The sequence below is a fragment of the Desulfotignum phosphitoxidans DSM 13687 genome, from assembly GCF_000350545.1.
Taxonomy (GTDB): Bacteria; Desulfobacterota; Desulfobacteria; order Desulfobacterales; family Desulfobacteraceae; genus Desulfotignum; species Desulfotignum phosphitoxidans.
In genome coordinates this window covers 81,244-104,685 of record NZ_APJX01000014.1, presented here as the reverse complement: position 1 = coordinate 104,685, position 23,442 = coordinate 81,244, and the positions used below count along the sequence as shown (strand labels likewise).

17 protein-coding genes are annotated in these 23,442 nt (G+C 55.4%); 11 read left to right on the top strand and 6 right to left on the bottom strand.

Annotated features, from left to right (window positions below; genetic code table 11):
- The 3 genes from DPO_RS21560 to DPO_RS21550 all read right to left on the bottom strand — a co-directional run.
- On the bottom strand, positions 1-334 hold a 334-nt coding region (locus DPO_RS21560), incomplete at its 3' end, for an IS110 family transposase (protein ID WP_040012199.1).
- A 196-nt stretch (positions 335-530) separates the two neighbouring features.
- The gene (locus DPO_RS21555; RefSeq protein ID WP_006968499.1) at positions 531-1,229 is read right to left on the bottom strand and encodes a hypothetical protein; all 699 of its coding nucleotides are present in this window, start codon (positions 1,227-1,229) and stop codon (positions 531-533) included.
- Complete coding sequence (locus DPO_RS21550) at positions 1,226-3,031, bottom strand: putative bifunctional diguanylate cyclase/phosphodiesterase (RefSeq protein WP_006968498.1); 1,806 nt, start codon at positions 3,029-3,031, stop codon at positions 1,226-1,228. Before DPO_RS21550 ends, DPO_RS21555 begins: the two co-directional genes overlap by 4 nt.
- Positions 3,032-3,318: 287 nt before the next feature.
- On the opposite strand from DPO_RS21550, the gene DPO_RS21545 reads away from it, so the two are divergent.
- The 4 genes from DPO_RS21545 (at position 3,319) to DPO_RS21530 (ending at position 10,067) form a co-directional block, all read left to right on the top strand.
- Positions 3,319-4,290 (top strand): NAD(P)H-dependent flavin oxidoreductase, encoded by a 972-nt coding sequence (locus tag DPO_RS21545; RefSeq protein WP_006968497.1) that lies wholly within the window; start codon positions 3,319-3,321, stop codon positions 4,288-4,290.
- 104 nt (positions 4,291-4,394) lie between these two features.
- Complete coding sequence (locus DPO_RS21540) at positions 4,395-5,561, top strand: ATP-binding protein (RefSeq protein ID WP_006968496.1); 1,167 nt, start codon at positions 4,395-4,397, stop codon at positions 5,559-5,561.
- Between the two features lie 198 nt (positions 5,562-5,759).
- Positions 5,760-8,924: a DUF748 domain-containing protein gene (locus DPO_RS21535; RefSeq protein WP_006968495.1), complete on the top strand. Its 3,165-nt coding sequence runs from the start codon at positions 5,760-5,762 to the stop codon at positions 8,922-8,924.
- 150 nt (positions 8,925-9,074) lie between these two features.
- Complete coding sequence (locus tag DPO_RS21530) at positions 9,075-10,067, top strand: MBL fold metallo-hydrolase (protein ID WP_006968494.1); 993 nt, start codon at positions 9,075-9,077, stop codon at positions 10,065-10,067.
- Between the two features lie 11 nt (positions 10,068-10,078).
- Here the strand turns inward: DPO_RS21530 and DPO_RS21525 are convergent, their stop codons facing one another.
- From DPO_RS21525 to DPO_RS21515, 3 genes are all read right to left on the bottom strand, one after another.
- Positions 10,079-10,603, bottom strand: coding sequence for a gamma carbonic anhydrase family protein (locus tag DPO_RS21525; RefSeq protein WP_006968493.1), 525 nt, complete (start codon positions 10,601-10,603; stop codon positions 10,079-10,081).
- A 160-nt stretch (positions 10,604-10,763) separates the two neighbouring features.
- Complete coding sequence (katG, locus tag DPO_RS21520) at positions 10,764-12,983, bottom strand: catalase/peroxidase HPI (protein ID WP_006968492.1); 2,220 nt, start codon at positions 12,981-12,983, stop codon at positions 10,764-10,766.
- 70 nt (positions 12,984-13,053) lie between these two features.
- Positions 13,054-14,334, bottom strand: a complete 1,281-nt coding sequence (locus tag DPO_RS21515; RefSeq protein WP_006968491.1) for an L-cysteine desulfidase family protein — start codon at positions 14,332-14,334, stop codon at positions 13,054-13,056.
- A 277-nt stretch (positions 14,335-14,611) separates the two neighbouring features.
- Here DPO_RS21515 and DPO_RS21510 point away from each other — a divergent pair, with 277 nt between their 5' ends.
- The 7 genes from DPO_RS21510 (at position 14,612) to tkt (ending at position 23,430) form a co-directional block, all read left to right on the top strand.
- Positions 14,612-16,273 carry an ABC transporter substrate-binding protein gene (locus DPO_RS21510; protein ID WP_006968490.1) on the top strand — a complete coding sequence of 554 codons (1,662 nt, stop codon included), beginning with the start codon at positions 14,612-14,614 and terminating at the stop codon, positions 16,271-16,273.
- 42 nt (positions 16,274-16,315) lie between these two features.
- Positions 16,316-17,290 (top strand): ABC transporter permease, encoded by a 975-nt coding sequence (locus DPO_RS21505; RefSeq protein WP_006968489.1) that lies wholly within the window; start codon positions 16,316-16,318, stop codon positions 17,288-17,290.
- Positions 17,280-18,119: an ABC transporter permease gene (locus tag DPO_RS21500; RefSeq protein ID WP_006968488.1), complete on the top strand. Its 840-nt coding sequence runs from the start codon at positions 17,280-17,282 to the stop codon at positions 18,117-18,119. Before DPO_RS21505 ends, DPO_RS21500 begins: the two co-directional genes overlap by 11 nt.
- A gap of 28 nt (positions 18,120-18,147) precedes the next feature.
- Complete coding sequence (locus DPO_RS21495; RefSeq protein WP_006968487.1) at positions 18,148-19,965, top strand: ABC transporter ATP-binding protein; 1,818 nt, start codon at positions 18,148-18,150, stop codon at positions 19,963-19,965.
- A 36-nt stretch (positions 19,966-20,001) separates the two neighbouring features.
- Positions 20,002-20,445, top strand: coding sequence for a tRNA (N6-threonylcarbamoyladenosine(37)-N6)-methyltransferase TrmO (gene tsaA, locus DPO_RS21490; protein ID WP_006968486.1), 444 nt, complete (start codon positions 20,002-20,004; stop codon positions 20,443-20,445).
- A gap of 72 nt (positions 20,446-20,517) precedes the next feature.
- Positions 20,518-21,387: a radical SAM protein gene (locus tag DPO_RS21485; protein ID WP_006968485.1), complete on the top strand. Its 870-nt coding sequence runs from the start codon at positions 20,518-20,520 to the stop codon at positions 21,385-21,387.
- A gap of 33 nt (positions 21,388-21,420) precedes the next feature.
- Complete coding sequence (tkt, locus tag DPO_RS21480; protein WP_006968484.1) at positions 21,421-23,430, top strand: transketolase; 2,010 nt, start codon at positions 21,421-21,423, stop codon at positions 23,428-23,430.
- Positions 23,431-23,442: the final 12 nt, after the last annotated feature.

The following is a 23,442-nucleotide window of genomic DNA, read 5'->3' as shown; positions in this document are numbered from 1 at the left end:
CTTCAGGCAATATGTTCAATCGTTTCATATGGGCCAGCCAGAAGGAGTCCCACCGGTCATCGGTGTACTTTAATCCTTCATACTGCTTGACAGCGGATGGGTTGGCCAGATGAACCTGATAGCCGTGATTTTGCAGGCCATCCACCAGCCAGTACCAGTTATAGGTTGATTCCACCACAACGCCATCCAGGTTGCTTTTGAACGGTTCCAGTACCGAGAGGACATCCGGCAGATCGTTGCTGATCCGCTTGCCGAATACCCGCTTGTCCTTCTCATCGATGATACCGATATAATTATTACTTGAATGCAAATCAATTCCGGCGTAATATTTCATTGGGCACCTCCTAAATCCTATATGTTAATAATAACTGGTATTATAGCAATCGCTGCTATAATTAGGGAGGTGCCTTCTCATTTTTTAATAGTGCTTCGGCCAGCTTTCCAGGGGAACCCCAAAAATTCCCCTGGAAAGCTGGCTTCCACGCAGTTTAATAGTAGCAAATGTCAACGGTTGTTTTTTGCTACGCCCTTTATATGATTATCAGGCCTTCTATGGTCAGACGAAAGCGGGTATACGATGCAAACAGGGAGACTGTGCCCCATTCCAGGGTATTGCGGAGCACTATTGTGTCGCTGGCGCTTACCTCGCTTCCGTCGGATGTATCGGCGTCCCTGCCGCCGTACATGGCCCGCAGGGTATTGGTAAACCCATTGAAACGGAAACGGTAACTCATATCGATACCGTCTGCATTGGTGACGGGTATCATGTCATAGACTTCTTTGGGAGGACGGACCCATGGTGTCGCATACCTGACTTTCCGGTACTCGGAAACCATGAACGACGGCTGGACCATGCGCCCGACGCGTACGCTCAGGTCCGGGGTGATGTCGAAGGTGAGATTGGCCCACTCCACGGTCGGCGTGTAGTTTTCGTCGTACTGCTGCTCGGAAACAACCTGCAGGATCCCGGTCAACCGGGACGTGAGATTGGCCGTGAGCTGCACTCCCAGCACGCTGTCGACTTCAGGGCTCCATGCCCGGGTGTAGCCTGCCCCGTCGGGAGCAAACAGGTTTGAAGCAAAATCTGCCCGGTCCTCGTCGGAATGAACCACGCCGAACGTACCAAAGCCGTTGAACGAAAAGTTCGGCAATTCAGCCGCCTGTGCCCCGGGGGCCGTGACACAGACGAGCACGGCGATCACTGTGGCAATTACCAGTTTTCCCATCATCCGCCTTTGCGCAAAGTGTGCTGAGCAATCCCCTGGATTTGATCTGCCGGCAACGGCCGGCTGAACAAATAGCCCTGGATTTCATCGCATCCATGCGTCTGTAAAAAGGTTAACTGCGCTTCTGTTTCCACGCCTTCGGCAATGGTTTTCATATTCAGGCCGTGGGCCATGACAATCGTTGCCCTGACAATCGCTTGATCTCTACTGTCGGACACGACATCATCGATAAAGGACTTATCGATCTTTAAATAATCCAGCGGCAGCTGTTTCAAATAGCTTAAGGATGAATATCCCGTACCGAAATCATCAATGGCAAGCCCTATCCCCAGATCGTTCAGTTCAGTCAGGGTCTGACGTTCTGTTTCCGAGTTGCCCATAATGGCGCTTTCAGTGATTTCCAGTCCCAGGCAGTTCGGAGAAATCATCGTATCCTGCAAAGCCGCCTTGATGATGCCGGCCAGATCCTGTTTCTTAAACTGGTGGGTCGACACGTTCAGGGCAACGTTGATCGGCTTGTATCCGGCTTTTTGCCATGTTTGGATTTGCCTGCACACCGTGCGTATGACAAACTCTCCGATGGGCATGATAAGACCGCTGGTTTCCGCGATGGGGATAAACTGCATGGGGGGGATCAAGCCCTTTTCGGGATGATTCCAGCGAATCAGCGCTTCCATCCCCGTGATGATTCTGGTTGCCGCATTTACCTTGGGTTGATAATAGAGCACCAGCTCGTTTCGCTCCAGTGCTCTGTGCAGGTCGTTTTCCAGGGTCAAAATTTCCAGGACAGCGGAATGCATGGATTTGGCGTAAAATAAATAATTGTTTATCCCTTTGCTCTTTGTGTGTCTCATTGCTTTTTCCGCATTTAACAAAAGTGCATCCACATCTTCTCCGTCATCAGGATACAAGGCAATACCCATGCTGGCCGTGATAAAAATTTCACGGCCGTCCAGATCATAGGGTGCGGATATTTCCTTGAGTAATCGTCTGGCCATTCTTGCGGCGCTATGCGCATGGATCAGATCATGGGTCAATACGATAAATTCGTCTCCCCCGGGCCGGGATATCACCGTTTCCGTTTGATTTTCAACGGATCTGGCAACAAAGTCGCTTTTCCGCAGAAAACGGGTAAGCCTGTCAGCCACGGCCTTGAGCAGCAGATCGCCGACACTGTATCCGAGCGTGTCGTTAATCCGTTTGAAACGGTCCAATCCAATATAAATAACGGCCGCTGTTTTTTTATGCCGGCGGGCATGTGCAATGGTTTTTTGGATCAGTATTTTATGAAACGTCAGGTTTGCTATGCCTGTCAGACTGTCATAATAAGCCATCAGGTGAATCTTTTCCGCGGCTTCGATGCTTTCCGTGAGGCTTTCAATGATAATCTGGCCGTAAGGGATATTGCCTTCTTTATCATGGATGGCGGAAGAGGTGATCTTCACCCAGAGAATGTCGCCGTTTTTTCTGACATACCGCTTTTTAAACCGAACCACGGGAGTGATGCCTGCAAACAATTGTCTTGAAAATTTTCGGCTCTTTTCTTTGTCTTCCTCATAGGTTATGTCAACAGCGCTTTGACCGATAAGTTCCTGTTTTGTATATCCCAATAAATCACACAACACCTTATTCACCGCGATAAACCTAGCATCCGGTTTCACCAACCCCATTCCGAAAGGGCCTTCATCAAAGATGCTTCGGTACCGCTGTTCGCTTAACTGCAACTTTTCATCCGTCTTGTCCAGAGCTTCTTCGGCCTGTTTGCACCCGGCGACGTCTTCTTCACATATTTTAGAATCTGCCATTTTTTATTCCTGTAAATTTTCTACCGTCACCTCAAACCGAGTTGTTGTGGGGCTATTTTTTTTGATATGCGGCACATGGTCATATTATCCTGATTTCTAATGAGGAAAAAGGGGGAAAGCGGGACAAACCGGGTATGACATTTTCAATAATAGGTTGGGAAAATGCTTCTTGTCAAGAAAAGGCTGAAATAATTATTCGAAATCCGATATATGTGCCCGTGACTTGACACGGGAAATAAACCCATTTAAGTTGCATGCAGGTAAAATTCCTTTGAGGAGTGCATGATATGAAAACAAGAATCACAAAGTTGTTCGGCATCCAGCATCCCATCATTCAGGGGGGGATGCACTATGTCGGGTTTGCCGAACTGGCGGCGGCCGTGTCCAATGCCGGCGGTCTGGGCATCATTACGGGGCTCACCCAGAAAACACCGAAGGATCTGGACAAAGAAATCAAGCGGTGCAAAGACATGACGGACAAACCGGTCGGGGTGAACCTGACTTTTCTGCCCACCGTGTCCTCGCCGGATTATCCCGGGTATATCAAGGCCATTATCGACAACGGAATAACGATTGTCGAAACGGCCGGCAGAAACCCGGCGCCGTACCTGCCTTATTTAAAAGAGGCCGGTGTCAAGGTCATCCACAAATGCACGTCCGTCCGGCATGCAGTCAAGGCGGAGAACATCGGATGTGACGCCGTCTCCGTGGATGGGTTTGAATGCGGGGGCCATCCGGGCGAAGACGATATCCCCAATATGGTGCTCCTGCCCCGGGCCGCCGAAGAACTGACCATCCCGTTTGTGGCATCCGGGGGCATGGCAGATGCCAGAAGCCTGGTGGCGGCCCTGGCCCTGGGCGCGGACGGGATCAACATGGGCACGCGGTTCATCGCCACTAAAGAAGCGCCCGTGCACGAAAATGTCAAGCAGGCGATTTTACATGCCGGTGAAACCGATACCCGCCTGGTCATGCGGCCTTTACGAAATACGGAGCGGGTCCTGAACAATGCCGCAGCCCAAAAACTGCTGGAAAAAGAAGCCTCCCTGGGCAGCCGCCTGAAGTTTGAAGATATCATTGAAGAAGTGGCGGGCGTTTATCCCAGAATCATGCAGCAAGGGGACATGGAGTCCGGCGTATGGTCCTGCGGCATGGTGGCCGGCCTGGTCCATGATATCCCCACATGCAAAGAGCTGCTGGACCGGATCATGGCAGAGGCAAAACAAATCATTGAAAACCGGCTGACGGCCATGCTGTGACATTCACGCCTGACAGATCCGCCTTTTCAATGCATAGAAAGTCCATTGACACCCTGAATTCAAAAATGATATAACCATGTAAATCATAAAAGGTTGTTTTTGATATGCATGGTTATATCACAAGGTTGATTGAAGAAAAAATTCACCGGTCCCTGTCCCGTTCCCCGGCTACAGCCATTCTTGGGCCCCGGCAATGCGGAAAATCGACCACCGCCCGCATGATGTTGAAAAACAGGCCGTCCATTTACCTGGATTTACAGGATCGTGTGGATCGCAACAAACTGGCGGAACCCGAGCTTTTTTTCGACCGTTACCGGGAGAAGATGATCTGCCTGGACGAAATTCAGATGCTGCCGGAATTTTTTTCAGTCCTTCGGTCGGAAATTGATAAAGACCGCAGGCCGGGCCGATTTTTAATTCTCGGGTCAGCCTCCCGGGATCTGATAAGACAATCCACTGAAACCCTGGCCGGCCGTATCGCTTATCTGGATTTAAGCCCGTTTCTGATCCATGAAGTGTCCCCATCCATTCCGTGGTCTGATCTATGGCTCAGGGGCGGATTTCCTGAAAGCACCCTTGCCAAAGATGATGCGGACAGTTTCGACTGGCGCCTGGATTTTATCAGAACATTCATGGAAAGGGATATTCCCGGTCTTGGATTCAATATCCCTGTTCCTGTCATCGAACGGTTGTGGCTGCTGCTGGCACACTATCATGGACAAACGGTTAATTATCACAAACTGGCAGCGACTGCGGACATCTCCATTCCAACACTGAAAAAATATCTTGTCATCCTGGAACAGACATACATGCTCCGCCTGCTGCCGCCGGCGGAAACAAACTTGAAAAAACGGCTGATCAAATCCCCGAAAGTCTACCTGCGTGACAGCGGGATACTTCATGCGCTTCTGGACATTGAAACCTATGACAATCTTCTGGCCCATCCCATTGCCGGGGCTTCCTGGGAGGGGTTTGTGATTGAAAACATCATTGCCTGCTACAACCGATGGAACCCCTCTTTCATGCGCACGGCCAACGGGGCTGAAATGGACCTGGTCCTGGAGCGGGCCGGCAGGCGCCATGTTTTTGAGTGCAAACTGTCAAAAGCCCCGAAACCCTCACGGGGATTTTATGAACTGATTGATGCGGTTCAACCGGAATCTGCATGGGTGATCGCCCCTGTTGATGACCCCTATGCGATCAGCGAAAAAGTAACGGTCTGTCCGCCGGAAAAACTCAGATCTTGTTTGCCGGTTTCCCCGAATCCATGAAAACCAATCCCTTTCCCGCTTGAATATTCAATAATAAACCAGTATGTTGGATTAAATAAAATCGCATTTATGGAACCTGGCACAAAGCTTGGATACAGGCAAATAAAGCCCTGGAATCGCTGCCGCGTGTGAAAGCCGCTCAGGCTGAATGGTTCATGCGGAGCTGTTCAACGAGATAAAGAGGAGGCAACTGAACCCATGGATGCTCCGGAAAGCAAACATTTTCAAAGGCATTGGCTCATGAGGGTTTTGCTGAGCAAAACTCTCATCATCTCTGTTGCCCTGATTATCACCTACACCCTGGCAGGCTTTTTTCTTGCCCCCTATCTGATCAAGCGTCAATCCACGCAGTTTGCCCGGGAATCCCTCAACTGCCTCATGGTCATGGAAGAGGTCCGGGTAAACCCGTTCACCCTCACCCTGGATATCAAGAACTTTGACCTCAAAAAAAGAGAGGGATCCCCGTTAATCGCATTCAAGGCGATTTTTGTCAACTTCGAGATCGCCAGTCTCTGGCGCCGGGCCTGGACCTTTGCGGATGTCCGCCTGGAAGGCCCGGTCGTGAATCTGCAAATAGAACCTGAGGGCCGCATCAACTTTATTGATATCGCAGACCGGATCCCAAAGAAGGAAAATGAGGAAAAAACCAAAGGAGATGAGCGCTTGCCGCGCGTCATCTTTGAGCACATTGCCTTGAACCAGGGGCGACTCGTTTTCACGGACTTATCCGGCCCGACCCCGGGCAGTATTACGCTGGAGACGATTGACCTGGCGCTCAAAAACCTTACCACGCTGCCGGACCAAAAGGGAGTCTATTCCCTGGAAGCGACCCTTCCCCACGGCGGAAAGCTCACAGGGGCCGGCGATGTTTCCCTCCATCCTCTCTGGTCCGAAGGCAGGGTAAAGGTGGAGGGATTCAAGACCGTTTCGGCATGGGAATTTTTGCAGGATGACATTCTTCTGGACAAACCCGGGGGTGAAGTAGACCTCGACGCCCGCTACGAATTTGCCCATACGGATCAATCCCCTGGTTTTGTCATCGAAGAATTAAAAGTGCTTGTCTCGGCCCTGGAACTCAAGGCCCGGGGGGACGGGGAGCCGATTCTCTTTGTGGACACCATTCGTCTCGATGACGGCCGGGTTGATCTGGCTTCTGGATCGTTTCAGGCGGGGGGCCTGGCCGAGAACCTGAACCTCATCTTCGAGGGCGTGTCCCTGAAAGAGATGAGGCAGGAGGCGCCCCTGGTCACGCTGGGAAGTCTTGCCGTGGAGGGAGGCCGCATCGACCTTGAAACCCGGCAGGTGACCCTGGAAAAAGTTTTGGTGGAGGGCGGGCATGCCGCCATGGTGCTGGAAAAGGCCGGCACCTTGAACCTGTTGCGCGTGCTCGGAAAAAGAAATGTCGACAACCGCCAAGAAAAAAATGACGTCGTTGTGGCCAAGACCCAGGCGGAAGAAATGCCCTGGTCCGTTGCCGTCGGCTCAGTGGAGACGGCCGGGTTGAGCGTGGCTTTCACAGATCAGAAGCTGTCTCCTGCGCCCGCGGTGACCCTTCAAGACATCACGCTGAAACTTGCCGATTTTCGCAGTGAAGGCAAGGCCTCTGTTCCCTTTGAAGCGTCTCTGACGGTAGAGCAAGGGGGCACCATGAATGCCAGGGGACGCTTCACTCTCGCTCAGAAAAGCGCGGAAGCGACGGTCCGTGTGTCGAACCTGGCCCTGACACCTTTTCAGCCCTACGTGGCACAATATGCCTACCTGAGCGTGGATGCGGGGGATTTCAACGCTGCGGGAAAGGTGATCTACGGTGAGAAAAAAAATGGTCCGAACCTGCAATTCTCCGGCAATGCGCACATCACGGATCTGCTCGTTTCCGAGGTGGGCACCACGAAAAGATTTCTTGCCTGGCAGGACTTGAAGGCGGACAATATCACGCTGGGGCTTGGGCCTGAACAGCTTGACATCGGAGAAGTCCACCTCATTAAACCCTATGGAAAGCTGATCATATATAAAGACAAGAGCCTGAACCTGGCCAAGGTGCTGCGGCACAACAAAAAAACGGTTGAGGGGAAAAACCCGGTGCCCCAAGTGGAAACTCCCGGCGGATTTCCCGTGGATGTTCGGAGAATCCGCATCGAAAAAGGTGTCCTCGATTTCGCAGACCTGAGTCTCCGCCTACCATTTGCCGCAAAGATCTATGAATTGAAGGGCGCAGTCGTCGGGCTCTCCTCCAGACAAGGAGCCCGGGCGCAGATTGAGCTCAAAGGCCGGGTAAATGAATATGGCACATCCAGTATCCAGGGGCAGATCGAGCCGCTCAATATCAAGCATTTCACGGACATTGACATGATTTTCAGGAACGTGGAGATGACCAACATCACCCCGTACACGGGGAAATTCGCCGGATACAGGATCGCCTCCGGAAGGCTCTCTCTCGATCTTCACTACCTGATCCAGCAAAGTGAGCTCAAAGGGAGCAACCAGATCATCCTGGACAACCTCACGCTGGGCGAGAAGGTGGAAAGCCCTGATGCGCCCGACATTCCCCTGGAGTTTGCCGTTGCGCTTCTCAAGGATGCCGACGGCCGGATCGACATCGGGCTCCCCGTTTCCGGCAACCTGGACGATCCTCAGTTCCGCTTTGGGGATCTCATATGGAAAACCCTTATCAATTTTTTCACCAAAATCATCACTTCCCCTTTCAGGGCACTGGCCGGCATGCTCGACGTGGAAAAAGAGCATCTCGAGACCATCGAGTTTGAACCGGGCAGGGCCGTGTTGCCTCCTCCGGAGCGAGAAAAAGTGAAGACCCTTTCCGAAGCCCTTGCCAGGCGTCCGCAACTCACGCTGAAAATCCAGGGCCGGTTTGACCCGGTCAAAGACGGTGAGGCCCTGAAATCCATGGCGATCCGGCATGAAATTGCCGGGCGTGCGGGTAGAGTGGTTGGTCCCAACGAAGATGCGGGACCTATGGATATGAGCAATCCCCTGGTCCAGCGCGCCATCGAAACAATGGTCACGGAGCGAATTTCCGCCGATGCGCTGGCTGCGGCCAGGGAGAATGCAGCAAAGCAGACGGCTGTGGCGAACAAAAAAAAGGAGAAGAAGCCTGCGGAACCGCTCCCGTCAGACTCGTCCTGCGAGCTTTATACGGCCCTGCTTCAAAAACTTGTCGACGCGCAACCGGTAACCAAAGCCCGGTTGCACGAACTGGCCCGTGAACGGGCGGAAGCGATCAAGCAGGAATTTGTGGAAGCGGAGACGATCGATGAGACAAGGCTGACGGTTCTTGAACCCTCAGCCGCTCAAGAAAAGGACGAGAAAGCTGTTTCTTCCGGGCTCACCCTGGATGTTCACCGCTGAGATGTGTCAAGAACCATAGCGGGTTGACGGGCCGCTGAATATGTTAGGACGATCCTGAAAAAGAAAAGGACCCTGTTGACAACAGGCATGTAACCCGTCATTTTAAACCCATGAAAAATGAGGACGATGCTTTGAAAAAAAGGGGCTGACATGACACCATTGTATTTTATCCTGGTTTTACTGGTGGTGGGAGCGCTGTTTTTTGCCGGTAAAATTATCCAGCTGAATAAAGGAAGGCAGCAGACAGAAAAAGAGATTTCAGGCACACAGGTCCATCAAATCCCTTCGCCGGGAGCGGTCAACCAGCTGACCCTTCTTCCGCTGGTGGATTTTCATGCCGCAGACCCGTCTCTGAAAACCGAACCCGGTGTGTCCTATCTCATCAAAGCCGACGATGTCACCATTCTCATGGATTGCGGTTTCAACAAAGAAAAAGCCCATCCGTCTCCATTGCTTCACAACATGGAAAAGCTGGGCATTTCCCTGTCCGACCCTGACATGATTTTTTTCAGCCACCTGCACCTGGATCATGTGGGCGGCATGACCGAGCAGAAAACGCAGACATTCAGCCTGTCCCGGGGGCCCGTGTCCCTGCCGGATATCCCAATCTATTCTCCGGCCCCGGTAACCGGGTCCCGGTGGAATCCCAGTGCAAACGCCAGGGTGATTTCAGACCCGACGGAATTGAAGCCCGGCATTTTCAGCATCGGCACCATTCCCAGATATCTGTTTCTGATGGGACGCACCCTGGAGAATGCCCTGGCCATCCATGTCAAAGGCAAGGGAATCGTTTTGATTGTGGGCTGCGGCCACCAGACCATCGAACGGATCATCGATCGGGCCAAGGCGTTGTTTGACGAACCCATCCACGGGATTATCGGCGGGCTTCATTATCCCGTGAACGGAGGACGGATCATGCTGGGACCCGTCAATATCCAGCGCATTGTGGGATCTGACACCCCGCCGTGGCAGGGCATCCGGGAAGCGGATGTGGAAAACGCCATTGCCGCCATCCAAAAGGTCTCCCCCGGCATTGTGGCATTGTCTCCCCACGATACCTCGGACTGGGCCATTGACCGGTTCCGGCAGGCATTCGGCGCCGCGTATGTGGATGTCAAGGTGGGACAGCCAATCGAGATCTGATTTTTGTTTGATCAGCCCAGTTTTTTCAGCTTTTCGGGGTAGTCCCGGGCAAGATCGACATACAGCTGCTTGCCGTAAGTCCAGAACTCCTTGTGCCGCGGCTGAACATCTCCGATGATTTTGTATGGCACGCCGCCGGTGATTTTTTCATCCGGAATATGGGTTTTCTGGGGAATGACCGACCCTTCCGCCACAATGGCCCAGGCCCCCACCACCACATCAAACCCGATGATCGCCCCGATGCCGATAACGGCATGGGTTTGGATCAGCCGGCCATGGATGATGGCGCCATGACCCACGGTCACATGATCTTCCAGTTCCAGCAGACCGTCCGGGCGGATATGAAGAATGGCCCCTTCCTCCACGGCCGTGCCGTTGCCGATATGAATCGTGCCGTAATCTCCCCGGACAATAGCGCCATGACCGATGTAGCAGTTGTCCTGGATCACCACATCCCCGATCACCCTTGCTGAATCACTGATATATGTATTTTTTCCGATTGTCGGAATCCGGTCTCCATATTGATAAACGGCCATCTGTTTTTCCTTTCCAAAGTCTGTAATTCCTGCCTGAACGTCGATTATACCCACTGAAACCGAGGCATCCGGCGATTAAAAAAAGCGCAGCGCTTCCGGGTATGTGGAAACGCCGCGCTTTGTCGGACGATCACGTCAAAAAGAGGTGACGCGGTTCAGATTATGATTTTGCCAGGTCGAACCGGTCCAGGTTCATGACCTTGTCCCAGGCCGCCACAAAATCGGTCACAAACTTTTCCCCGGCATCGGCGCAGGCATAGACTTCGGCCAGGGCCCGGAGCTGGGAGTTGGCGCCAAAGATCAGGTCCACCCGGGTGGCCGTCCATTTTTTCTCTTTGGTTTTCCGGTCCCGGCCCTCAAACAGGTCTTCATCATCCGACACAGCCGACCATTGGGTTCCCATGTCCAGCAGATTCTTGAAAAAATCGTTGGTCAGGGTTTCCGGTTTATCCGTGAACACCCCGTGGGCAGACTGATCAAAGTTGGCATTCAACACCCGCAGGCCGCCCACCAGCACGGTCATTTCCGGGGCCGTCAGCGTCAGGAGCTGGGCCCGGTCGATCATGAGTTCTTCGGCCTTGACCGAGAACTTCGCCTGGAGATAGTTGCGGAACGCATCTGCTTTGGGTTCAAGCACGGAAAAGGAATCCGCATCCGTCTGCGCATCCGTGGCATCGGTCCGGCCCGGGGCAAAGGGCACGGTGATATCATACCCGGCGTTCTTTGCCGCCTGCTCCACGGCAGCGCAGCCGCCCAGGACGATCAGGTCTGCCAGAGACACTTTTTTATTGCCGGTCTGGGCGTTGTTGAACGCGTCTTTGACTTCTTCCAGGGTGTTAAGCACTTTGGCCAGCTGTTCCGGCTGGTTGACTTCCCAGTCTTTCTGGGGGGCCAGACGGATGCGGGCCCCGTTGGCCCCGCCCCGGAAATCTGATCCCCGGAAGGTGGCGGCAGACGCCCAGGCCGTATAAACCAGCTGGGACACAGGCAGCCCGGTCGCCAGAATCTTGGCCTTGAGGTCGGCGATATCCGATGCATCGATCAGGTCATGATCGACTTCAGGCATCGGATCCTGCCAGATCAGTTCCTCGGCCGGCACTTCCGGCCCCAGGTACCGGGATCGCGGACCCATATCCCGGTGGGTCAGCTTGAACCAGCCCCTGGCAAAGGCATCGGCAAATTCTTCCGGGTTTTCCAGGTAGTGCCGGGCGATCTTCTCATACACGGGGTCAAATTTCAAAGACAGGTCGGCCGTGGTCATCATGGGCCGGTGTTTTTTGCCTGGATCATGGGCATCCACCACCATGTCCTGGTCATCCACATCCCTGGCCAGCCACTGATTGGCACCGGCCGGGCTTTTCACCAGTTCCCAGTCGTATTTGAACAGCACTTTCAGATACCCCATATCCCATTTCGTGGGATTGGGTTTCCAGGCTCCTTCAATGCCGCTGGTGATGGCGTCCCCGCCCTTGCCCGTACCAAAACTGCTCTTCCAGCCCAGGCCCTGCTGCTCAAGAGGCGCGGCTTCCGGTTCAGGTCCTAAGTGGGAGGCGGGTCCGGCACCGTGGCATTTGCCGAACGTATGGCCACCGGCCACCAGGGCCACGGTTTCTTCGTCATTCATGGCCATGCGGGCAAAGGTCTCCCGGACATCCTTGCCTGATGCCACGGGATCCGGATTTCCGTCCGGACCTTCCGGGTTCACATAGATCAGGCCCATCTGCACGGCGGCCAGGGGATTTTCCAGGTCCCGGTCCCCGGAGTACCGGCTTTTGGGCTTGTCACTGGTGGCCAGCCATTCCTCTTCCGATCCCCAGTAAACATCTTCTTCCGGTTCCCAGATGTCCACCCGGCCCCCGGCAAATCCAAAGGTTTTGAATCCCATGGATTCCAATGCGCAGTTCCCGGCCAGGATCATGAGATCGGCCCAGGAAATTTTTCTTCCGTATTTCTGCTTGATGGGCCAGAGCAGACGGCGGGCCTTGTCAAGGCTGACATTGTCCGGCCAGCTGTTGAGCGGGGCAAACCGCTGGTTGCCCGTGCCGCCGCCCCCCCGGCCGTCTCCCATGCGGTAGGTGCCGGCGCTGTGCCATGCCATCCGGATGAACAATCCCCCGTAGTGGCCGTAATCCGCGGGCCACCACTCCTGGGAGTCGGTCATCAATGCAAAAAGGTCTTTTTTAACGGCGTCAAGATCCAGTGTCTTGAATGCTTCGGCATAGTTGAAATCTTCGCCCATGGGATTGCTTTTGGCGGAATGCTGGTGCAAAATTTTCAAGTTGAGCTGGTTGGGCCACCAGTCCCGGTTGGATGTGCCCCCGCCGGCCACCTGGCTGGAAGATTGACCCGTTACCGGGCATTTGCTTTCCTGGTTGGACATGAGAACCTCCTTGAATTTCAGGTTAACAATCGTCAAGGGTCATAAAACCCTTCATTACATAAGAAAAAATTTAGTGTCCCAGCATCATGCGGATTATCTCCCGGTCGGTTTCCCGCATGCCGTCCCGGCCCAGGCGCCCGATGTTGACAATGGTATTTTCCACGCCTTTTTTCACGATCCCGTCCCCGCCGTAAAACTGTTTGCCTTTCTGGAACATGAAAAACCCCAGAAGTCCGGCTTCCACAGACATGGCGATCTTGGCGGCGCACGAGGGTTTGGCCCCGTCACAGATGATGCCGGACACCATGGCCAGGGCATTGACAATGGTGTGGGCGATCTCCCGGTACCGGCCCCCGTGGAGCCAGGAGATCCCGGCCCCGGCCCCCACCCCCGCGCTCACGGCCCCGCAGTAGGCGGACAGCCGGCCGATGCCGGTTTTCTGGTGAATGGTCACCAGACAGGAGACCAGCAGGGCCCGGAACAAGGTGTCTGGATCCACGCCCAAATGCTTCCCATACACCACCACGGGCACGGATGCCGTGATGCCCTGGTTGCCCGAACCCGATACGATCATCACGGGGAGTTCACATCCGCTCATGCGGGCGTCGGACCCGCCGGCGGCCATGGCTTTGGCCCTGACCTTGATGTCATCCCCCCACACTTCCATCAGGACTTTGCCGATATTGGCCCCCCAGGTCCCGGATACTCCCTGCTCGGCAATGGCCATGTTGAGATCCACCATTTTCTGCAGCAGGGTGTCAACTTCGGAAAGGGTCACTGAAGAGGCAAAATCCACAATATCCTCGACATTGAGCAGGGTCCGGTCCGTGAGTACCGTGGTGTTGACTTCGTCACAATCCTGGTTTTGGTACATAATATCGCCGTCATTTTCGATCCGAACGATATTGGTGTGAAAATGGGAAATCTGAACCATGGCCCGGGACGATCCTTTGAAAACCGTGACTTTCAGATCAAACAAAATGTCGGTGGTCAGCGGTAACACCTGAATATCACAGGTTTTCAGAAACTGCCGGATCCGCTGTTTGCCGGCTTCATCCACATGGGCGATCACTTCCAGCATGTCATCAGCATTTCCAGCGGCAATCCCGGCCGCGGCTGCCGCGGCAATGCCACGCAGTCCTCCGGTATTGGGCACCACCACACTTTTGACGTTTTTAACGATATTGTCGCTGGCCTGAATGGTGACCCGGTCCGGCAGATCTTTGAGCACTGTGGCGGCCCGGGCTGCGGCATAGGCCACGGCAATGGGTTCGGTGCATCCCATGGCCGGCACCAGTTCTTCTTTTAGGATGTTCAGATATGCCCCGTACCGGGGATCGGTTTTTTCCATTTATTTTGTTCCTTTTTAAACCACCTTGTTTTGATTATCAGAAATATATCGCAATTCCCTGACCCGATCAATTGAAATCACCCTGGACACAACATATAAAAAAAGACTGTTATTTTCCGGCCGGTTCTGATATGTAAGCTGGCACAATACAGGCATGAAGCCTGAAGAAAAAACGAGAAATTTTTTTGTCACTATATGTAAAACCCGCTGCCATGAAGGCATGTCCCGGAACCGGGATGTTGTTTTCATGGTTTTTTTTTCATATAAGGAGTGTGATATGGCGTTACTTGACCGGACCGTCCACAACATCCAAACCCCGCTTCTTCCGCCTGTAACGGACAAAATTTCTGCCGGGTCCCTGAAAAGGTGGGCCGTTTGGGTGCTGATTGCCGCAGGCATTCTTTTTTCAGGTTTTTCCGGTCCCGTATGGGCGGATGATCATGACATCCGCATTGCCGACGGCAAAGGGGACTGGGGATATCCCACCCCGTTCCGGCATTATCCCCGGGGACCCGGGTATATCCGCATGTCCTGGGTATTTGACACCCTGGTGTGGAAGGATCAGAAAGGATATGTGCCGGGTCTGGCCAAGGACTGGGCCTATGATCCGCAACACCTGGCATTTACTTTTCATCTGGACCCGGCGGCCCTGTGGCATGACGGCACGCCCGTCACGGCCCATGATGTGGTGTTCACCCTTGCTTATTTTCAGCAGCACCCGTACCCGTGGATTTCCATTGATGCCGTGGACCGGGCCAAAGCCCTGGATGATCATACCGTGACCATTTATCTGTCAAAGCCCTATGCCCCGTTTCTGTCGGATATCGGGGGCACCATGCCCGTGATCCCCAAACATGTATGGCAAAAAATCACTGAGCCGGAGTCCTGCATCGATTCCGCCTGCATGGTGGGCAGCGGGCCTTATGTGTTCAAGGATTTCGATAAAACCCAGGGCACCTATCTGTTCGAGGCATTTGAACCCTATTACCAGGGAACCCCGAAAAAACAGCGCCTGATTTATGTACGCACGTCCAAAGCCCTGATGTCCCTGGTCACGGGCCAGGCAGACCTGGCCAATATCCAGCCGGACATGGCCGCATCCCTGGAAAAAAAAGGGCTGACCGTGATTGAAAACGAGCGGGGCTGGAACAAGAAGCTGATGATCAACCACACCAGACCCCCTTTTGATGACCGAAATTTCCGGCAGGCCCTGGCCTATGCCATCGATCCCCAGGAGATCATCGACAAATCCCACCGGGGATTCGGCACACCCGCCTCCTACGGTCTGCTGAGCGTGGATCATGAGATGTACAACCCGGACACGCCGGACTATCCTTACAACCCGGAAAAAGCCCGGCAAATCATGACGGATCTGGGCTGGACCCCGGGGCCGGACGGGGTGTTTCATAAAGACGGGCACCCCCTGGCCCTGGAGCTGATCGCCTCCAATCTCACGGTGGCCGGGGAAAGTGTGTCTGACCGGGACGGAGAGATCATTGCCCGGCAGCTCAGGGATATCGGCATTCACGTCACCCTGGTGAACCAGGAGCAGACCACCACGGACAGCCGGGTGAAAAACTGGGATTTCGATCTGGCCGTGTCCGGCCACGGCGGTATTTCCGGGGATCCCAAAGTGCTCAATGAAATGACTGCTTCCATCTACGGAGGCGGGTCCGTGAACAGCGCCCGGTATGATACCTGCCCGGAACTCAATGCCCTGATGGATGCCCAGATGACGGAGATGGACCCGGAAAAACGAAAACGCCTGGTATTTGAGATCCAGGCCGTCTATGCCCGGGAACTGCCGGCCATCTCTTTGTATTATCCAGTGACCCTGGCTGCGTACAATCCGGACAAAGGCATTGAATGGTTTTACACCCGGGGCGGCATCAGCAAAGGCGTGCCCATTCCCCAGAACAAACTGGCCCTGATCCGGTAAACGGATGGATCCGGTTGGGCGACCCGCTCACAAAGAGATTTTATGCAAGCTTCTGACCGACATACCTGGCTGACCCCCGTGCTGGCCTATCTGGCTGCGGCCCTGATCCTGGCGTTTCTGAGCCACAGCCTGCCCCGGATGCTGCCCGGTGATTTTGTCACGGCCATGTACGGGGCTTCCGATGTCACCCTCACGGCAGAGCAGGCTGCGGACCTTCGGGCCCTGTACCAGGATGATTCCGGATTCACGGCGTTTTTAGGCCGGGTCTTTTGCCTGGACTGGGGGTATTCCTACGCGTTTCAGGCCCCCGTGGCGGCCCTGTTTTTCGATGCCCTTCCCTGGACCCTGGTGCTCATGGGCACGGCCCATGTGCTGTCTTCGATTCTGGGATTTGTGCTGGGCGTGGAAGCGGCCTGGCGGCGGGGCACCCGCACGGAAAAAGCCGGGGTGGGCCTCATGACCGTGCTGGAAGGGATTCCGGAACTGTGCTCCGGGGTGCTGCTGCTGCTGGTATTTGCGTTGAATCTGGGCTGGTTTCCCGCAGCCGGGGCCCAGACCGCGTATGCCGATCACACCTTTGTGCAGCAGGCGGCGGATCGGCTGCACCACCTGGCCCTGCCCTTGACCACCCTGGTTCTGGCCTATTTTCCCGGCAATTTTCTGCTGGCCCGGGCCGGCATGGTCATGGTGATGAAAAGCCCGTTTGTGTTAACGGCCCGGGCCAAGGGGCTGCCGCCATTGCGGGTGCGGTACGCCCATGCGGCCCGCAACGCGCTGTTGCCCCTGGTGACCCGGTTCGGGCTGCGGTTTGCCTTTATGATCACAGGGGCCCTGGTGGTGGAAACCCTGTTTTCCTATCCCGGCCTGGGCACCCTGCTTTTCAATGCCATTGCCATGCGGGACCTGCCGTTGATCCAGGGCATTGTCCTGGCGGCATCCATCATGGTGCTGGGAATCAACCTGGCCCTGGAATTTATCTATATCCTGCTGGATCCCCGGGTGGCCCATGCATCTTGATGCCGGACAAACGATCAGGACGGACCCCTGGTTTCTCACGGGGGCCGTCCTGCTGGGCCTGCTGTTTTGCCTGGCCGTTTTCGGGCCCGTGCTGATGCCCTGGGATCCCTACGACACCTCTTTTATCCCGCTGGATCCGCCGTCAGCCCGGCACTGGCTGGGCATCAACGACGGGGGCATGGATATTTTCGCCGAACTGCTGTCCGGATTGAGAAACACCCTGATCTTCGGGCTGACGGCGGCATCCGCCGGCCTGGTCCTGGGATCCGTGATCGGACTGGTTGCCGCCTGGCAGGGGGGGTGGGTGGACCAGGTTCTCATGCGTCTGGCCGACATTGTGCTGGCGATTCCATCGGTCATGATTCTGATCCTGCTGGCGGCTTTTTTCCAGCCCCCGCCCTGGGTGCTGGCCCTGACCCTGGCGGCCCTGACCTGGCCCACCACGGCCCGGGGGATCAGGGCCCAGGCCCTGACCCTGAAACACGGGCTGCACATCCAGGCAGCCCGGCACATGGGCGGATCTTCCCGGTACATCATTTTCCGGCACCTGATGCCGGAACTGTTTCCATTGTATCTCATCAACTTTGCGGCCAAACTGCGTATGGCTGTGTTCATGGAAGCGTCCCTGGCGTTTCTGGGGCTGTTCGACCCTTCCCAGAAATCCCTGGGCTTAATGATCAGTTTTGCGCTGAAGTATTATTATATGGATATCTGGGCCCACTGGCTGATGCCGCCGGTGTTGCTGCTGTCTTTTCTGATCATGGGCACCACGTTTGTGACCATCAGCCTGGAACGGGTGTTTGATCCCCGGCTGAAAACCGCTTTATAACCTCAACCCTTTAAGGTATGATATCTTCGTGCGGATCACCATAAAAAAACTGACAGTTCAATATACGGAAGACGACCACTCTCTGCTGGCTCTGGACGGAGTGAACCTGACCCTGGCGCCGGGACGTATCACGGCCCTGGTGGGAGAATCCGGTTCCGGCAAGACCACTTTGGGCAAAGCCATCATGGGACTTTTACCGGACAATGCCAAGGTTCAAGGAGAGATCTTTCTGGATCAGGACAATCTGCTGGTGTTTGATGAGGCCCGCATGACCCCGGTCCGGTGGGCCAAAGCGGCCATGGTGTTTCAAAACGGGGCCGCCAATCTCAATCCCGTGCATCGACTGAAAGATCAGGTGGCTGAACCGTTGATCCAGCGGGGCACCCCGAAAAAAAAAGCCCTGAAACTGGCTGAAACCCGGCTGACGGCCATGGGCCTGGCATCGGAACTGGCAGACCGGTATCCCCATGAACTGAGCGGGGGCCAGGTCCAGCGGGGACTTCTGGCCATGGGCCTGATCCTGGACCCGCCTCTGTTGATTTTAGATGAACCCACGGCGGCGTTGGATGCCGTGACCAAATCCTTTGTCGCGGACGTGATTCAGGCATGCCGGGCCCAAAACAAAAGTGTGCTGCTCATCACCCATGACCTGGATCTGGCCGGGGCCCTGGCCGATGATATTGCCGTGCTCTATCTGGGCCAGATCATGGAACACCTGCCCGGCAGGGATCTGTTGGAACACCCGGCTCATCCCTATACCCTGGCCCTGGCCCGGGCCTTTCCCACCATGGATGCAGTGCGGGACTTAGGCGGAATCCGGGGGGATGCGTTCTACCGGATGGTCCACGCCCATGCCGCAGATAACGGCCACACCCATGTGCACACCCATGTGGCCGCCCCGGACGCGTTTCACCAGGGGGGGCATGCCCCGCCGGAAGGGTGCCTGTTCCAGCCCCGGTGCACCCAGGCCATCCCGGCCTGTTCCCTGGGATCTGTGGCCATGGAGATCACGCCTGACGGGGACCATCGGGTGCGCTGCCTGCGGGGCGGAATCGCCCGGGCCCTGCATTTTGAACAGGTGGCCAAATCCTATGGCAAAGTCACGGCCCTTTATCCCACGGACCTGACGCTCATGGCCGGAGAAGTGTTCTGCCTGGTGGGAGAAACGGGATCCGGCAAAACCACCCTGGCCATGATTGCAGCGGGGGCCGTTTCCCCGGATCAGGGAACCCGTAACTTCCAGGGCCGGGACATGGACCTGTTGATGAAAAAAGATGCTGCATCTCTGGCCTCTTGTATCGGAATCATCTACCAGAACCCGGCGGAATCGGTCAGCCACCGGCTTACCGTATTTGAAATTGTGGCGGAACCACTGCGCATCCACAACACCGTCACAAACGAATCCGCACTGGCAGACCGGGTCAAAGCAGCCCTGTCCGATGTGCGCCTGTCCTGTGCTCCGGAATTTCTGAAACGCTATCCCCATGAACTGAACATGGGGGCCATCCAGCGGGTCTGCCTGGCCCGGGCCCTGGTGCATGAACCCGACCTGCTGGTTGCCGACGAACCCACCAGCGCCCTGGATCCCAGTGTCCAGGCTAAGGTGCTCAAAATGCTGTTGACCCTTCAGATCGAAAAAGGGGTGACCCTGCTGTTTGTCACCCACAACATCGGACTGGCACGAAAAGTGGCGGACCGCATCGGGGTGATGTCCGGCGGCCGGATCATTGAAACGGGTCCTGCGGCCCGGATCATCAACCATCCGGATCATGAATACACCCGGACCCTGATCCGCAGCGCCCAGGGCCTGATCCGGCCCCGGGCTCCCGTGTCTTCATCCGTATGAAAAAATTAAAAAAACACTGATCATCAAGGAGACATCATGGACATCCTGTTTCATCCCATCGGAACCATTCACACCCCGTACACCTCCCATCATGACGTGCCCCACCAGCCAAACCCGGAAGCGGCAGGCACGTTTTACATTGACCTGAACCCGGAACTGGCGGACGGGCTCTACCGCCTGGATACGTTCAACTATATCCAGGTGTTTTTCTTCCTGGACCGGCCGGACAAACCCGTGACCCTGCATGTCCGGCCCCCCAGCGGCGGGGGCAGGGAAGTGGGACTGTTTGCCAGCCGTTCTCCCCGCAGGCCCAATCCCATCGGGCTGAGCACGGTGCGGCTTAAAGGGATCACCGGCACCCGCCTGGATATTTCCGGCATTGACGTGCTGGACAACACCCCGCTGCTGGATCTCAAGCCCCATTTCAAGGGGCTGGATTTCAAGGAGGACGCCAATGACGGCTGGCGGAACCGAACATGATCAATGACATTGAAATTTGATGCAATACCTGTTAAAAGTAAGGCTTTGGAATTTTAACAGGAAATTTATCCCATGCATTATGACGGAATGATTATACGGCCTCCCAGCGAGGCGGACAGCATCCTGCTTCAGGTGACTTTAGGGTGTTCCCACAACAAGTGCACGTTTTGCGGCAGCTTCCGGGACAAGCGGTTCACCATCAAAAAAGATGACATCATTTTTCAGGACATCGAGTATGCCCGGGCCCATTTCCCCCGGCAAACGCGGTTGTTCATCTGTGACGGGGATGCCATGATCGTGCCCATGCGGCGGTTGCGGCCCATTCTGGAACGAATTCAAGACCGGCTTCCCTGGGTGGAGCGGGTGGGGGTGTATGCCAATACCAAGGGGATCGGCATGAAAACGGATGAGGAGCTGGCGGAACTGAAATCCTTGGGCGTGGGCATCGCCTATATGGGCCTGGAATCCGGCGATGACCAAGTGCTGGCCGATATCTGCAAAGGTGCCACCGCAGACAAGATGATCCGCATGGGGAAACGGGTGAAACAGGCGGGGATCCAACTGTCTGTCACCGTGCTGGTGGGGCTGGCCGGAAAAGAGCGGTCGTTGATTCATGCCAAAGAGACGGGCCGGGTTCTGTCGGAAATCGATCCCGACTATGTGGGGGCATTGAGCCTGATGCTGATTCCGGGCACGGAACTGCATGATGATTACCAGGCCGGCCGGTTTCAGCTGCCTTCCCCGGAAGAGATGCTGGCGGAACTGGGCCAGATGATCGCGTCCACCCATCTGTCGGACGGGCTGTTCCATGCCAACCATGCCTCCAATTATCTGCCCGTCCGGGCCCGGCTACCCCGGGACAAGGAAAAAACCCTGGATCAGATCGCTCAGGCGTTGAGCGGAAAAATTAAACTTAAACCCGAATTTATGAGAGCGTTATAACACTCAGCTCACTTTTATCAGGAGAAATAGATCATGGTCGATGCCACAGAAAATTTGGATCAACTCACGATTAATACCATTCGAGCCCTTTGCATGGATGCCGTGCAAAAAGCCAATTCCGGCCATCCCGGCGCACCCATGGGCCTGGCACCGGCCGCTTATGTGCTGTTTAAAAAATTTTTAAAGCATCATCCCCAAAACCCGGCATGGATCGACCGGGACCGGTTTGTGCTGTCCGGGGGCCATGCCTCTTCTTTGCTTTACAGCCTGCTGTATCTGTTCGGGTATGGACTGGATTTGGATGATCTGAAAAATTTCAGACAATGGGGCTCCCGGACACCGGGACATCCGGAATACGGAGAAACCCCGGGCGTGGAGACCACCACAGGGCCTTTGGGCCAGGGCATTGCCAACGCCGTGGGCATGGCCATTGCCGAATCCCACCTGGCTGCCCGGTTCAACAAGGATGACCACGCACTCATTGATCATCATACCTTCTGCATGTGCGGGGACGGGGACCTCATGGAAGGGGTGGCCATGGAAGCCGTGTCTCTGGCCGGACATCTGGGTCTGGGAAAACTGATCCTGATCTATGATGACAACCAGATCACCATTGAAGGGGCCACGGATATCGCGTTCACGGAAAACGTGGCAGACAAATTCACGGCCATGAACTGGCATGTGACGGAATTGGCAAACGGCAATGACCTGACTGCCATTCAGGCCGCCATTCAGGCGGGCAAAGAAGAAACAGACCGCCCGTCCCTGATCAAGATCAGAACCCATATCGCCTATGGCAGCCCCAACAAGCAGGATACGGCCGATGCCCATGGGGCCCCCCTGGGGGACGAAGAGATCCGGGTGGTGAAAAAATTCTATGGACTGCCCGAGGATCTGACTTTTCATGTGCCTGAAGCCGTACTGAATCATACCCGCAACGCAATGGCATCCGGTGAAAACCTGGAGAACGGGTGGCAGGATGTTTTCTCAGCCTATAAAAAAGCCTATCCCGAAGATGCGGCCCTGTTTGTGGATGCCGTGAGCGGATTTCTGACCAAGGACTGGGACAAAGATATTCCGGAGTTTTCCACATCCGATGCCCCGGTAGCCACCCGGGCCGCTTCAGGCAAGGTGCTCAATGCCATTGCCCCGAACCTTCCGTCCCTCATGGGCGGGTCTGCGGACCTGGCCCCGTCCAACAAGACCTATCTCACCTGTTCCGGCGAGTTTCAAAAAAATGACCGAAATGGCCGCAACATCCGGTTCGGGGTCCGGGAACATGCCATGGGCGCAGTTCTGGCCGGCATGTACCTGCATTCCGGGGTCCGTCCCTATGGGGGCACCTTTCTGGTGTTTGCGGATTACATGCGCCCGGCCATCCGGCTGGCATCGCTGATGAATCTGCCTTTGATCTATGTGTTCACCCATGACAGCGTGGCAGTAGGGGAAGACGGCCCCACCCATCAGCCCGTGGAACATCTGGCGGCCCTGCGGGCCATCCCCGGGCTCCATGTGGTACGTCCGGCCGATGCCAATGAAACGGCCCAGGCCTGGAAACAGGCGTTAACCACCTCAAACGGGCCGACTGCCCTGATTTTGAGCCGTCAGAAACTGCCGGTCCTGGATATGTCGAAACGGGACGGAGAATTTCAATACGGGGCCTATGCCATTCAAAACCGGGGAAAGGACGCGGATCTGATCCTCATCGCCACGGGCTCGGAAGTCCATATCAGCCTGAAAGCGGCAGAAATACTGGAAAAGGAACACCATATCCAGACATCGGTGGTGTCCATGCCGTCCTGGGAATGGTTTGAAAAAGCCCCGGCCCCCTATCGGGCACGTATCCTGCCTTCGGAAGTGACCTGCCGCCTGGCCGTGGAGGCCGGTATCGGCATGGGATGGGAAAAATATGTGGGGCAAAACGGGGCCGTGGTCAGCATCGAGCGGTTCGGGGCCTCAGCCCCGGGCGGTGAAGTTCTGGAACAACTGGGGATGTCCGTGGACAATGTGGTGAACCAGGCCCTGTCGCTGGTAAACGGCTAATACAACAAAGAG